This window comes from Xanthomonas sp. NCPPB 4467 (genome assembly GCF_041475665.2).
In the GTDB taxonomy this organism is placed as follows: Bacteria; Pseudomonadota; Gammaproteobacteria; order Xanthomonadales; family Xanthomonadaceae; genus Xanthomonas; species Xanthomonas dyei.
The window spans coordinates 786,307-800,589 of sequence record NZ_CM191260.1 but is presented as its reverse complement, the minus strand read 5'-3'; the positions used below and the strand labels follow the sequence as shown (position 1 = coordinate 800,589).

Annotated in this window: 10 protein-coding genes and 1 pseudogene; 5 read left to right on the top strand and 6 right to left on the bottom strand. The window is 57.5% G+C overall.

The features are described from left to right. Positions 1-171: 171 nt before the first annotated feature. The 5 genes and pseudogenes from ACCQ06_RS03455 to ACCQ06_RS03435 form a co-directional block, all read left to right on the top strand. Positions 172-2,301: an ankyrin repeat domain-containing protein gene (locus tag ACCQ06_RS03455; protein WP_316690196.1), complete on the top strand. Its 2,130-nt coding sequence runs from the start codon at positions 172-174 to the stop codon at positions 2,299-2,301. Between the two features lie 210 nt (positions 2,302-2,511). Next, entirely contained in the window at positions 2,512-2,838 is a 327-nt protein-coding gene (locus ACCQ06_RS03450; RefSeq protein ID WP_316690195.1) for a hypothetical protein, read from the top strand. A gap of 48 nt (positions 2,839-2,886) precedes the next feature. After that, on the top strand, positions 2,887-3,204 hold the full coding sequence (locus ACCQ06_RS03445; RefSeq protein ID WP_316685821.1) for a DUF1153 domain-containing protein: 318 nt from the start codon (positions 2,887-2,889) through the stop codon (positions 3,202-3,204). Beyond that, a complete protein-coding gene (locus ACCQ06_RS03440; protein WP_323706400.1) occupies positions 3,204-4,028 on the top strand; it encodes an IS3 family transposase in 825 nt (274 codons plus the stop codon). The genes ACCQ06_RS03445 and ACCQ06_RS03440 overlap by 1 nt, the downstream gene beginning before the upstream one ends. Positions 4,029-4,059: 31 nt before the next feature. Continuing rightward, a pseudogene (locus ACCQ06_RS03435) lies at positions 4,060-4,617 on the top strand (transposase); the annotation flags it as partial. A gap of 300 nt (positions 4,618-4,917) precedes the next feature. Here the strand turns inward: ACCQ06_RS03435 and ACCQ06_RS03430 are convergent. The 6 genes from ACCQ06_RS03430 to ACCQ06_RS03405 all read right to left on the bottom strand — a co-directional run bounded on the left by ACCQ06_RS03430 (position 4,918) and on the right by ACCQ06_RS03405 (position 14,260). Continuing rightward, positions 4,918-5,862, bottom strand: a complete 945-nt coding sequence (locus ACCQ06_RS03430; RefSeq protein WP_316690194.1) for a hypothetical protein — start codon at positions 5,860-5,862, stop codon at positions 4,918-4,920. Continuing rightward, positions 5,859-7,787, bottom strand: coding sequence for an ORC-CDC6 family AAA ATPase (locus tag ACCQ06_RS03425; protein WP_316690193.1), 1,929 nt, complete (start codon positions 7,785-7,787; stop codon positions 5,859-5,861). The genes ACCQ06_RS03430 and ACCQ06_RS03425 overlap by 4 nt, the downstream gene beginning before the upstream one ends. Beyond that, complete coding sequence (locus tag ACCQ06_RS03420) at positions 7,784-9,061, bottom strand: metallophosphoesterase family protein (protein ID WP_316690192.1); 1,278 nt, start codon at positions 9,059-9,061, stop codon at positions 7,784-7,786. The genes ACCQ06_RS03425 and ACCQ06_RS03420 overlap by 4 nt, the downstream gene beginning before the upstream one ends. Positions 9,062-9,065: 4 nt before the next feature. Beyond that, positions 9,066-9,857, bottom strand: a complete 792-nt coding sequence (locus ACCQ06_RS03415) for a DNA adenine methylase (RefSeq protein ID WP_316692487.1) — start codon at positions 9,855-9,857, stop codon at positions 9,066-9,068. A 113-nt stretch (positions 9,858-9,970) separates the two neighbouring features. Beyond that, on the bottom strand, positions 9,971-12,658 hold the full coding sequence (gene aceE, locus ACCQ06_RS03410) for a pyruvate dehydrogenase (acetyl-transferring), homodimeric type (RefSeq protein WP_316690191.1): 2,688 nt from the start codon (positions 12,656-12,658) through the stop codon (positions 9,971-9,973). 600 nt (positions 12,659-13,258) lie between these two features. Then, complete coding sequence (locus ACCQ06_RS03405; RefSeq protein ID WP_316690190.1) at positions 13,259-14,260, bottom strand: arabinogalactan endo-1,4-beta-galactosidase; 1,002 nt, start codon at positions 14,258-14,260, stop codon at positions 13,259-13,261. Between the last annotated feature and the right edge of the window lie 23 nt (positions 14,261-14,283).

The following is a 14,283-nucleotide window of genomic DNA, read 5'->3' as shown; positions in this document are numbered from 1 at the left end:
GGCCGCCTGGCCGACATCCCCACCCGCGCCCGCAGCCGATGCGGCAAGGCCTTGTCGCGCGTTTAGCATTGCTGCGTGCATCCTTGCTCGCAGACGCCTCGCCCCGTCGCCAGACGCAAGGAACTGCTTCTGATCACGCTCTCACGCCGCAAGCTTCTCGAGGCCGGCCTCATGGCCCTGGCCACCTCCACATTGCTCGGCGCCTGCACACCGCAGGACACCGACCTGCAGACACGCTGGACCCTGTGGCAGGCGAAATGGCGCTGGATGGAAGCCATCGCCCGCAAGCGCGACTGGCAGGTGACGCCGCTGCGGATCGCCCCGCCTGCGACCGAACGTCAGCTGCTGTCGCTCGAACGCCGTCACCACCTGCCGATCCCGACACAGCTGCGTCGCGTGCTGCGCGAGCTGTCGGCAGCGGTGACCTTCGGCTGGTACGTGCCCTCGCACCTGCGCGCGATGGAGCAGCAAGACCTGCCGTCCATGAGCTGCAACCGCGACGCGGTGTGGAGCCTGACCCACATCGACACGATGGCCCTGCCCGTGTTTCTGGACTGGAAGCAGGAGCTGGCCACGCGCGACCTGTCCGAGGCACCCAACAGCCCTGCACTGTGGGAACACCAGTTTGCCTTCTACACCCTCATCAACGGCGACTGGCTGACCATCGACACCACGCACCCGGATCCCACCAGGCAACCGGTGCGCTATTTTTCGCACGAACTGGAAATGCTGCACGGCCTGGCGCTGGCCCCGGATTTCTTCAGCTTCATCACCCAGATGTCGGCGTTGGGCATGGCCGGCACCGAATGGGCCTCGTGGATGCGCTTCGGCAATGGCCAGAAAAACGACACCTTCTACCTGGATGCCAGCAGCGAGGGCGCCAAGGCGTGGCTTGCCTGGCTGGAGCGCGACCCCGCACAGCCCGACAACGACACACCGCCAGTGCCGGTAGTGGAGCGCAGTGCGGCCGATCGCGCATTGCTGGACGCCGCACGCGCCAATTCGCTCGCCGGTATCGAGGCGGCATTGCTGGCAGGCGCCGTGCCCGATTGCACGCCGGACAGCGACTGGCTGAGCGAGCACATCGCGTCCGATCAGGAATTTTCCACCGCCATCAACTACGCCACCCGGCACGACAACACGGCCATGATCGCGCGCCTACTCACGGCCGGCGCAACGCTCAACACACGGTTGCTACCGCTCAATACGGCGGTCAAACACAGCACGCTGGCCACCGTGCGCTGGCTCATCGCCAACGGCGCACGCGTCAACGGCTGGGCCAATCAGCGCTATTGGCCGCTGCACGATCTGGTGGTCACCCGCGGGCCCATCGCCGCAATGACCCTCGCCCAATACCGTCAGCACCTGATCGACAGCATCAGCATCGGCAGCCTCGACGCGCTGGATGCCATGATCGCCCACGCCAAGGATGCACAGACCCGCGAGCGCTATCGCGCCGCCAAGCATGCCCTGCAGCAAGCCAGCAAGGAGGCGGTGAAAGACGTCGACAGCAAGCTGCACAACCACCTCAGCCTGCAGGACTATCTGGACATGCTGGAGGCACTGCTGGACGCCGGCGCCGACCCCGACGCACGCTGGGACAACGGCACCACCATGCTCGACTGGGGCTGCGTCGCCACCGCACGCGTGCTGCTGGCGCACGGCGCCGATCCCAACGCGCGCGACATCCACGGCACCACCCCGCTGCACACCGCCAGCACCGGCGAGAAAGTGCGTGTGCTGGTTGCCGGCGGCGCCGACATCAACGCGCAGGCCATCGCACAGAACCCCGACGACTCGCTGCACTACACGCCGCTGCAATCGGCCCTGCTGTCCCACACGCTCGACGGCGACAGCCCCATCACCGCGCTGCTGGAACTGGGTGCGGACGCCACCCGCAATGCAGCCGATGGGCGTTCGTCGCTGGCCTATTGTTTCCAGCCAGACCTGGTCCGCCTGATCATGGCCAAGGGGCTGGACCCGCTCGCCCTGCAACCGGGCCGGCAAACCCTGTTGCATAACCTCACCGCCCGTCACTGGCTACCGCGCCACACATTCCCGAAGGAAGTGGCCTTTCTCGATTTTCTGCTGAGCCTGGGCATCGACATCAACGCGCGCGACGTGCGGGGCCGCACCCTGCTGCACTACGCCGCCGAACAGGAAAGCAATGACGAGAGCGCGCCCAATTACGCGCTCGTGGTGGCCAGGGGTGCCGACAAGACCATCAAGGACAACGACGGCAAGCGCGCCGTCGACCTGTTTGCCGCCTCGTTGCAGACGGTGCGGGCGGCATTGCGGTGATGCGCATCAAGGGTGATGCTGATATCCATCGCTCCATCACTTCCGGGACGCCACAGCAGACGCATGGACAGGAAAAACAAGATCAGCCTTCTGACAATGACATGCCTTGCATCTACGGCATTTGCCACCGCCATCTGCCTCTCGTAGCCGCCTGACGGCGCGCCCGAACCCGCAGCGATCCTGGATCACCCCGTAGCAAGCCTCGCTCTTGTGCCCGGCGAATACATCACCGAAAAGGGATGGGGGCATCTGCGACTGACCAGGCACAAGCAATCGCTACGATTTTCTTTGGAAAGCACTACTGGCCAAGCCATGTGCTTTCTGGAAGGCGCGATTGATGGAAACCAAGGCATCGCCACAAGCGAGATGGGTCCCACAGATTGCAAAGTGCAGTTTGCGGGCAACGCCGAAGATATCGACGTGACCACCACTACACCGGTCGAATGCAAGTCTTTGTGCGGCTATAACGGCGATTTCGAGGCCCCGTACCTGCGGGCCATAGACGGCTGCAGCGGCAACTCCCTAGCGCGCATGTAATGACCCACTGAAACTCTGCTCAGGTGTTAGTTTTCAGAGGAGACATCGATGAGTGCAGTGATGGACGAAGAACAGATCAAGCGCTGGACGGCCCGGCGCAAGTCGGCGCTGGTGCTGGAGATCATCCAGGGGAAGACGACGGTGGCCTTGGCCAGCCGGCAATTCGACCTGACGCCCAATGAGATCGAAGGCTGGGTCGAGGAAGGTAAGCGCGGGCTGGAGAACGCGCTGCGGGCCAAACCAGAAGACGTGCGCGAGCAGTACGCACGCCAGCTCAAGGACCTGCAGGAAGCCTACGGCGAGGCCATGCTGGAACTGCGCGCCCGAAAAAAGTTGTCAGCCCTGCTGGGCAAGGACGAGAGCTGATGGTCTCGATCCAGCAGGGCCTGAAGGAGGACGGGTTCGACGTCTCGATGGTCAAGCTGTGCCGCTGGTTCGGTGTGGCCCGGCGCAGCGTGTACTACACGCCGCGCAAGGCAGCGCCGAAGGTGAAGCCGGAGCTGGCCGCACCGATCGAAGCCATGATCGAGGCCGAGCCGTCGTTCGGGTATCGGACGGTGGCCGGACTGTTGGGGATGAACAAGAACACGGTGCAGCGGATCTTTCAGATCAAGGGCTGGCAGGTGCGCAAGCGGGCCGTGGGCAAGCGACCGCGGATCGAGGCCTTGCCCTCGGTGGCCAGCGCGCCGAATCAACGCTGGGCCACCGATCTGTGTCGGGTCTGGGGCGGCAAGGACGGCTGGCTGAGCCTGGCCCTGGTGATCGATTGCCATACCCGGCAATTGCTGGGCTGGCAGCTCTCGCGCACAGGCAGGGCCAGCACCGCCGTGGCGGCCTTGGAGCAGGCGCTGATCACCCGCTTCGGCACGCTGGGCAAGGTCAAGGAGCCGTTCCTGCTGCGCTCGGACAATGGCCTGGTCTTCACCAGCCGCGACTACACCCGCCTGGTCGCCGGCTACGGCCTGAAGCAGGAGTTCATCACGCCACACTGTCCGCAGCAGAACGGGATGGTCGAGCGCGTCATCCGAACACTCAAGGAACAGTGCGTCCATCGGCACCGGTTCGAGAGCCTGGCCCACGCCCTACGCGTCATTGGCGACTGGATTGGGTTCTACAACCGGCAGCGGCCGCATCAGGCACTGAAGATGATGACGCCCGACCAAGCCTATGCCGCTACATTAACCACCTGACCTGTGCAGAAACCGATGGGTCATTACATCGATGCAGGCCAATCGCAGCGATCCACTCGATTGCCGGTTAGTGGTTTACGCCAAGACACGGCAAGGGCGCAAACAGTGCAATCGCCGCTCACCCGCCAAAGCCTCGCGTGCGTCATCGAGTCTGAAGGCCGCGGCGCGTGAGCGCGAGCCATGGTTGATCGTTGCATCCCCGCAGCTGCAGGCACCCAGCGCAAAGCAGTTGGTTAATGTGTACGCACGACGGATGCAGATCGAACTGGCATTTCGCGATCTGAAATCACATCGCGACGGTCAGGCGCTGGAAGACAGTTTGACCCGACGCGGCGAGCGACTGCAGATCCTGCTGCTGATCAATACGTTGGCTGCATTCGCCAGCTGGTTGGCAGGGCTGGGATGCGAAGCTACCGGTATCGCCCAGTGGCTGTCTCCATGCAACAGCACACGCAAGCTTTACTCCACGCTACGCATTGGCCGAGAAGCCTTGATCAGGCACTGGCCGATGGAGCCCGTCTCACGGTGGATAGAGCACTTGCGCGCACTGCCTGCGGCAGTGCGCGAGCAGATGATGCTTACGGTGTAAAACGTGGGGATACCTTAGAACCTGACCCCGTTATTCAGCCCCGTTACTCATGAAGCCCTATCCGACGAACTGCTCGCCAGCACCCGCCTTCATCTATAGCAGTAACGAGCCTTGGGCTATGATGCCTTTCGTGCGATGGTCGAAGACAAAAACCGCGTCTTTGCAAGTGTTAGGCTCGCGAATTGGTCACGCAAGCCGAGCGCCGTCGATTGGTAAGTGAACCTACCCCGCTATAGGCTCGCATTGCCGGCATTACCGACCTATCCGCCATTTCATTTAAATAATTTTATTTATTATCCCTCATACATAATCAACTGGTTGCAAATCTATACTGAATGACACGACTACTCCTGACGGCCTATGGTCATTTTCAGGAATGTCACTATCGCCAGTCGCGTGCCATACTCCTAATTGGTCGCGGACTGCAGAGATAATGAGACTCATGGCAAAAAAAATCTTTGGACCAAACGGCAAGATAAGAGGATTTGAATGAAAACATTGATCGTCAACTAAAGCCCCGAGGGAAGTAATCGTTTCCACGGGTCTATTCACATCATAAAAAATCAACATTCCCTGGCGACTAGCCTTATCAATAATTTGCTGATTATTTTCTCTTACTGCTTTATCGTAATTTTCTATCGGAGACCGAGGCACAAAGATCCAATTTTCTGCCGAGTCAAAGTACTCACATGCTCCATCGGCCTTGCCTCTTTCGTAACCAAGCCCCACTATTAAGCTAGTTGGGGATATTGCATCAGCAGGCCATCCAGCAAATAGAGGAGTTACTGGCTTTATGTCCTCATTAAAAGTGAGCGCGAGGGGAGGCTCACTGTACTCGGCAAGAACATACGCAACAGTGATGCAGATCGGCACACATTTTAATGATGGACGTTTAAGAAGAGCACCAAATAGCGCTCCCATGTCGGTCCTCGTCATACAGGTAACATCTATGAGAATTCTTACAGCCTCATTTCTTCCCTCCATAAAATTTGAAATGGCCTCTTCAATAACATTCTCTCGAAGAACAGTGAAGCCAGGATACCTTATTAAATTCCCATACTTATCTTGCTCATATGGAAGATTATTATTTTTTTTGGCAAAAACCCAAACTTCCTTTGACATGTTTGATACCAAGTCTGGAATTACCCATCCTCTGGTCTCCCCAGTGACAGAACAGATTGCAATATCATACGAAATCTCGCCACCCAAGTCGCAATCATATATGTCGGAAATCTTATACTTCATAAAAGCTTTCCTTGAAGATAGACGTTCTCCTGCCCTGCGCTTGACGACAATTCTGCATCAGCAAATTGCTTAGCGACAAGAATTCCCTCGTGAATGAGACCGCCAGAATCAAGCGCACCACTCAGGGACCTCTGCTTAGTTGATCGAAGTGGCAGCCGGAATCGTGGCGCCAGCCTGTAGCTAATTCGAACCCTTGCACCTAATAACGAACTACTGCCACGAGACTGGGCTAAAGGCGCGACAGAGCCTCTTTTTAGAAAAACGAGAGCGCCCAGATCAATACAAAGCCTAATGTAGTCCTCATATTGCGAAAGAGCTTTTGCATCAATCGTAAACGACAGCGCCGGATCTCCATCAAACTTAGAATCATACAAAGCCTGATTGAGCGTTGCTCCGAGTTCGTCGACAAACTTCATCAAGGTCCAATTCCTACCGCCGGATTGTCCTGTCGGATAGACTGTAAGCTTGGAAACAAATTGATCAACATAATCACTCAAGCTTCCGGACTGAACTCCTTTACTACCAATCTTCTGTTCTTGAAGGCGACTTCTAGATTGAAGGAGATCCACCAGCGTAAGAACCCAACGTGGATTACCTTCGGTAAGATCAATGAGATTCGGATATCCAACGTATGCGTCCGTGCTCTTTCTGCCACCTTTTTTGATCGAGCCGTGACTATATGTATAAGACTCAATTTCACGCTCCCTCATACATACTAAAGGAGTTATTTTCCTGACAAATGTTCCACTCGGGCTTTTATCCGAGAGCTGAGGATTGCTTGGAATAATGCCTTTTTTATCCAAAATATCCCGGAAAGACTCATCCTTTCTATAAAGCCTCTCAAATGCCGCAATTCGATCCCTGCGTACATTTACAGTAATAGGCGTAGCACTTAGATCCTCGTCGTCCGAAGACCCACCGATCCAATTAACACCGAGCACCTCTCCCAGATCTAAAGTGGTGGAAAGACCAGACCTCAGAAGTTCTTCAAGAAGAAGGCGCTCTGAAAACATGCGCGCATCCTCTCTGTGTTCGTACCAGAGTGGAATTGGTCGATAGTCGTTACCAGGGGTTGGCGCCGTACTATCTCCTGACATTATTAGGTCAGTACCAGTGGGGCTGAGAGCCAATTTAAACTTTATCTGAGGGGATGTAGAGCGCAGTGCCTGAACTATGCTATTCAGTATTTCCGAGGGAACTATTTCCAGCTCATCTAATAGAATTGCCCATCGTTGATCCAACCGACCGAGCATTTCATTGATTATAGAAATCGCCGAAGAAAGATTATCTAGCCACGAACTCGAAATAAACTGATTTTCTGCAACGACATCGGAAAGTTTTCCCCCGCAAATCAGCAGGGTCGAGATGTGCCCGATATCGTGCTGACGAACCCTCAGAGATAGCTTAATGCCCTCGAATGAGGGTACGTCCACATTTATCTTCCACACTTTACTCAAGGATCGGACTATTTTTGCCTCCATCTCTCTTTCAAGCGTAAAAAAAATTTCAGGGTAACTATTTTTAAATTCTTCACTTTGTGAAGAGCAACACTCAATAGTTTCTATCAAGGAAAGAGAGGTTGCTACGGAAAAAGCCGATTGCATTAAAAGATCTTTTGATTTCCCATCCAGCCCACCAAGGCGAGAGGTCAGCTGCTTAGCCCATCTAACGTCAGCTGGTACGAATACGCCGACAAAATCTATACGAGCCCCCTGATTTTTCTCCCACTTCGAAAATGCGTCTGGCGTTAGCATCCTTAGAAGTGTCGTTTTCCCGCTACCGCGCGGCCCCTCTAAGACACAGTTATAATCTCCTAAAAGACTAGGAAATACCGATGGCGCGATAAAGCGCTTTGCGACGTCAAGCGACTTCATATCTCTTGCGTTAAATACATTCGTACTCAGGGGAGATGTAATACGAGTCATGGCTGTACTCCCGTCAAGAGCGAAAGGTCAGAAGGCAAACCTGCTCCAGGCCTCCAAGTTGCTTTTATTCCTGCTTTTTGAAAGGCACTCCTTATTGCATCCATTTGCTTGGGCATTAAAAGCTTCAGTTGAGGAATACTATCTACAAGCTCACCCCATTTCACAAATGATTGACCTGAGTTCTTTATATGGTCTTGGACGCTGCGCACTAAATTAGAGAGATCGACTGGAGGAGAGGAAAAACCACATCGATCTGGAATTCCGTGATTAACATCAGTGGCGTATTTCCATGAGTTATCGATCCACGATAATGCACGCACGTGTCCTTGAAGAATTGGCAGAACCGATGTATCTGGATCTGGGACAATTAGCTCGATTAGATATGCTTGGAGTCGCGTCGTTAGTCCATGCGTGCCTTTCATCAGAGCCCCGGCACTACCCGCTGCGAATACGACCGGTTGACAGACCTCCCCCTGCGCAAGAATTAGACGACCATGATGCTTATGCCCGTGGATGACCAGCCATGGAACCTGTGACTCCTCCAAAACCTCCACAAGTTTCGACCCGTTAGTCATATCGATCCGACCAAGCTCAACGTCGAGGCTTTCGTGATTCACAGGCGGATGGTGTAGCAATGCAACAAAAGCTTTAATTCCATCTTGCTTTACGCGCGAAGCAATTTCTTTCCTAAGCATATCGACAATATGAGTCCCTATCCGTCCTCTTTCATACTCGTTTTCACGTGTAGTTGAGTGGTAATGGCTAGAGTTGATCAAAAGAAATAGAACACCTGAAACTTGTATAAATTCATACCCCCTCCCCCAGTACACCCACCGCCTATCTTCACCATTCCAGATACTACTTGGGTAGTCATCCGTTTCCTGTAGAGCTCTTATCGGATCAAGTTCGATCTCGACATGACCGGAGGTGTCGTGTGAGGACTCCGCGCGAGAATCAACCTCGTGATTTCCAGTGCTTGCTATTAAATGCTGTGCGCGAAGCGCGGTTTTCAAGCTTTTAAGCTTTCCCCATCCAGTGAGAAAACCCTTCTTTGATGCACGATCAGTAATGTCCCCCGGACAAAGAAGGAAATCAGCCTTCCACTCGTCCTCAGTCCCCTCGCAACCCTCAACATATTTTATCAAAGCGGCGATGGGGTCATAACCTGTTCCGCCTTGCGACGTAGCTGGCCTACATTCTTCCCCGACAGAGTACTCCCGATAATGCATATCGGAGACAATTGCGAGCTTTATAGAAGTGCACTCCGTTGCCACTTAGTCACCTATAGTTTCTTATCAATAGTTCTTTGGCAGACATTCTACCGCGAGCGAACCCACTAACATTCCGCGCGACACTAATACCTTGAATCGTCCAATCACTAAAGGATTCACGCACAATAGGAAGATCGGCATATGAAACTAAAACTTTTGCGCCTCGTACTGCTGCCGATTCAACTGCCTCGCGAAATCGATAAAAGTCATCGAATTTGAACGCATTTGAACCGTATTCACCCCTATCCCGAACATCCCTACCTACATAAGGCGGATCCAAGTAAATAAAATCGCCACTTCGTGCAGCATTTAGGACTTTCTCGAAATCAACGCATTGCAACTCAACATCCTTAAGAAGTCGACCAAACATAACGAGGTCCTCTTCAGAAGGCAGAGAACCCGTATGGGTTCCACGTGGCACGTTAAAATTTCCGAGTTTATTTGTTCGATACACACCATTGAAGCAGTATCGATTCAAGTAAAGAAAACGCGCTGCTCGCTCCTCTGCAGTTAAGTCAGCAGTATCATGAGCACGAATAGCATAATAATCAGCATCGCCATTAGGAAGAGAGTGTGCGAGTTTCGCCACCACCCTTGGTCTCCAGCGAACCATTCGGTAGAAGTGTATTAGCCCTTGATTTATATCACCAACAAGCGCCTGAGTCGGACGAAGAGCTGCAAGCAAGCACATTGATCCACAAAATGGCTCAACGTAACGTTCATATGATTTCGGTGACTGATTTACCAGCAATGGTAACAATCTACGTTTGCTGCCGGCCCATCGAATCGGCGACCGCATAGGCTCCTTCAATTCCATAGGCCCTCTACTCTTTAAAAAACTTTGCCGAGGCATCTTTCGAAGGCCGCAGCAAAGTCAGTTAGACCTACTTGTACAGGCAGACCCTGGAGCCATCAAACCCCAACAGGATTAGCCTTCTCAGGATCAATCTTGTACTGCTTGATCGCCCGAGCCACGTCCTTGCCGGTCATCTTGCCATCCTTCGCCAGCGCGGCAATGGCCGCATGCGCGATGTAGTAACGGTCGACCTCGAAGAACCGACGCAGGTTGGCACGCGTGTCCGAGCGACCGAAGCCATCCGTGCCGAGCACGGTGTAGGTCATCGGGACGAAGGCGCGGATCTGGTCGGCAAAGGCGCGCACGTAGTCGGTAGCGGCGATCGCCGGGCCCTGGCGGCCTTCCAGCAGCTGGGTGACGTACGGCTTGCGCTGTTCGGCTTCCGGGTGCAGGCGGTTCCAGCGTTCGGCGTCGAAGCCGTCGCGGCGGACTTCGTTGAAGCTGGGGCAGGACCAGATGTCGGCAGTGACGCCGAAGTCCTTGTTGAGCAGTTCGGCCGCGGCAATGGCTTCGCGCAGGATGGTGCCGCTGCCCAGCAGCTGCACGCGCAGTTCGCCCTTCTTGGGCTTGCCGGCGTCGGTGAGCAGGTACATGCCCTTGATGATGCCTTCGGCTGCGCCGTCCGGCATGCCGGGGTGGGCGTAGTTCTCGTTCATCAGGGTGATGTAGTAGTACTCGTCGATCTGGTCTTCCATCATCGACTTCATGCCGTGCTGCATGATGACGGTGACTTCGAAGCCGAAGGTCGGGTCGTAGCTACGCACGTTCGGGATCGAGCCGGCGATGACCTGGCTGAAGCCGTCTTCGTGCTGCAGGCCTTCGCCATTGAGCGTGGTGCGGCCGGCGGTGCCGCCGAGCAGGAAGCCACGCGTGCGCATGTCTGCTGCCTGCCAGGCAATGTCGCCCACGCGCTGGAAGCCGAACATGGAGTAGTAGATGTAGAACGGCAGCATCGGCACGTCGGACACCGAGTAGCTGGTGCCGGCGGCCATCCACGAGGCAATCGCACCCGGTTCGCTGATGCCCTGCTGCAGCACCTGGCCGGTCTGGTCTTCGCGGTAGTACATCAGCTGGTCGGCGTCGACCGGCTTGTACTTCTGGCCGAACGGGGCGTAGATGCCGATCTGGCGGAACATGCCTTCCATCCCGAAGGTGCGCGCTTCATCGGCCACGATCGGCACGATGCGCGGGCCCAGTTCCTTGTCGCGCAGGGCAATGTTGAGGCTCTGCACGAAGGACATGGTGGTGGAATAGCTGCGCTCGCCGCTGTCCTTGAGCAGGCGCTCGAACTTGTCGAGCGTGGGCGCGACGAAGGACTTGCTGGCCTTGGGACGGCGTGCGGGCAGGAAGCCGCCCAGCACGTTGCGGCGGTCCTTGAGGTACTGCACTTCCGGGGAATCGTCGCCGGGGTGGTAGAACGGCACCTGGCCGTCTTCCAGCTGGGCGTCGGTCACCGGAATGTTGAAGCGGTCGCGGAAGTGCTTGACCGCCGCGTCGTCCAGCTTCTTGGTCTGGTGGGTGGGGTTGAGCGCTTCACCGGCCGAGCCCATGCCGTAGCCCTTGACCGTCTTGGCCAGGATCACGGTGGGCATGCCCTTGGTGTTCACGGCCTGGTGGTAGGCGGCGTACACCTTGTGCGGGTCGTGGCCGCCACGGTTGAGGCGCCAGATGTCGTCGTCGGACAGGCCGGCCACCATGGCCGCGGTCTCCGGGTACTTGCCGAAGAAATTCTCGCGGGTGTAGGCGCCGCCGAAGGCCTTGCAGTTCTGGTATTCGCCGTCGACGGTTTCCATCATCAGCTTCTTGAGGACGCCGTCGGTGTCCTTGGCCAGCAGGGCATCCCAGTAACCGCCCCACAGCAGCTTGATGACGTTCCAGCCGCCGCCACGGAACACGCCTTCCAGTTCCTGGATGATCTTGCCGTTGCCGCGCACCGGGCCATCCAGGCGCTGCAGGTTGCAGTTGACCACGAAGATGAGGTTGTCCAGGCCTTCGCGGCCGGCCAGCGCGATGGCGCCGAGGGTTTCCGGCTCGTCCGACTCGCCGTCGCCGATGAAGCACCACACCTTGCGGTCGGACTTCTCGATGAGGCCGCGGTTTTCCAGGTAGCGCATGAACTGCGCCTGGTAGATGGCGGCCAGCGGGCCCAGGCCCATCGACACGGTGGGGGTCTGCCAGAACTCGGGCATCAGCCACGGGTGCGGGTAGGAGGAGATGCCCTGGCCGTCCACTTCCATGCGGAAGTTGTCCAGCTGGGCCTGGCTGATGCGGCCTTCCAGGAAGGCGCGGGCGTAGATGCCCGGCGCGCTATGGCCCTGGACGAACAGCAGGTCGCCCGGGTGGCTGTCGGAGGGCGCACGCCAGAAGTGGTTGAAGCCCACGTCGTACAGCGTGGCGCTGGAGGCGAACGAGGCGATGTGGCCGCCCAGGTCGCCCGGCTTGCGGTTGGCCCGCACGACGGTGGCCATGGCGTTCCAGCGGATGATCGAGCGGATCTTCCACTCCAGCGCGGAGTCGCCGGGGTTCTTGGCCTCGTTGGCCGGAGAGATGGTATTGACGTACTCGGTGGTGGGCGAGAACGGCAGGTAAGCGCCGGCGCGGCGGGTCTGTTCGACCATGCCTTCCAGCAGCTGATGGGCGCGCTCCGGGCCTTCGACGTCGATGACGGCCTTGATCGATTCGAGCCACTCCTGCGTCTCTAGCGGGTTCGGATCGTTGTGCAGCACTTCGTTCAACCAGTTCATTAGCGCTCCCGGGGGGACACACCCCGCGGGTGTGTCGACATCGTGAATTCGTGAACCCGCAAGTGTACCGCACGCACCTGTTGCCATTCCTCGCTACGGTGGCGTATGGAATGGGACGGTGTGTGCATGGACGGTGTGTGCATGGACGGTGTGTGCGTGGGCGGGGGGATGACGGGCGCTGTGCACGCGGGCGCGGCCGGTGTACGACCAAAGGATGAGGGGCGTGGGCGGGTGATGCGTACGCGGCCGTTGCCGCTCGGGTCCAGGCGGAATGCACCCACACACGCGCACGTGTTTGTAGGAGCGCACCTGGGCGCGATCGGGCTTTACCGGTAAGACCCGTCGCGCCCGGGTGCGCTCCTACGGGTGTGCGGGATGGCCGCGGTCTGCTGGTGCGGCAGGCTGGCGTCGGTAGGACGTCAAGCCATCGGCGTTGGTGGGCAGGTCTCGACACGCGTGCAGGACCGACCATCCCGTAGGAGCGCACCTGGGCGCGATGGGGCCTTCCCGGTAACGCCACAGTCGCGCCCGGGTGCGCTCCTACGATAGGTGGGGTTTGGCGGGGCTGGAGGGCCCCGCCGTGTTTGCTGGGGTTGCCGGTCAGAACGCCTGCAGCGCTTCGGTGAGTTGGCCGTTGTTGTTGACCGCGCCCATGGTGTAACCCTGCCAGCCCGGGTAGGCGTTGGGTTCCCAGTAGAAGACGCCGAGCATGCGTGAGCCGATGGCATTGCTGCGGTTGAGCAGGTCGGTGAGCATGGAATGGGTGGTGGTTGCCTGCTGCCAGTCCATGCCGACCTCGGCCACCACCACGTCGGTGCCGTAGCGTTTGATCATGTCGCGCATGTTGGTGTCCAGCCGGGTGTTGTAGTCCTGCCAGCTGCCCACCGGCGGATAGTGCGACATGCCGATGACGTCCCATTTGCCGCCGGCCGAGCGCAGGTTGTCGAAGAACCAGCGGAAGTTGGCGTTGTCGTAGCCGTTGGCCAGATGCACGATGACCTTGGCATTGGGATACACCGCCTTGGTCGCGTTGTAGCCGCTGTTGATGAACTGCCCCAGGTTGGCGAAGTTGGGCGTCTTGCCCTGGTCCCACAGCATGCCGCTGTTGATCTCGTTGCCCACCTGCACCCAGGTGACGGTGATGCCGTTGTCCTTGAGATATTTGAGGATGCCCTGGGTGTGGTTGTAGACGTCGGTATTGAGCTGGGCCACGGAATGCCCTGCCCAGGCAGCCGGTTTGTTCTGCTTGCCAGGGTCGGCCCAGCTGTCGCTGTAATGGAAGTCGATCATGATGCGCATGCCCTGCGCAGTGGCGCGCTTGGCCTTGTCGAGCGTGTCGCGGCCGTCGTTCCAGCCATCTTTCGGGTTGACCCACACGCGCAGGCGAATGGCGTTGCCGCCGACATCCTTGAACAGCTTGATGAAGTCGGTGGTCTTGTTGGAGGCATCGCGGAAGACCTGCGGCGGATTGTTGGCTGCCTGCTGATTGAGCCAGCTGACATCGGCGCCTTTGGCGATGCCCTGCGCGCCGGCGCTCATGCAGACCAACGACAGCAGCAACACCAACAACAGGCGGCCGTAACGCGTACTCAACACACTCATGAACCCTCTCCCTTGATCGATCG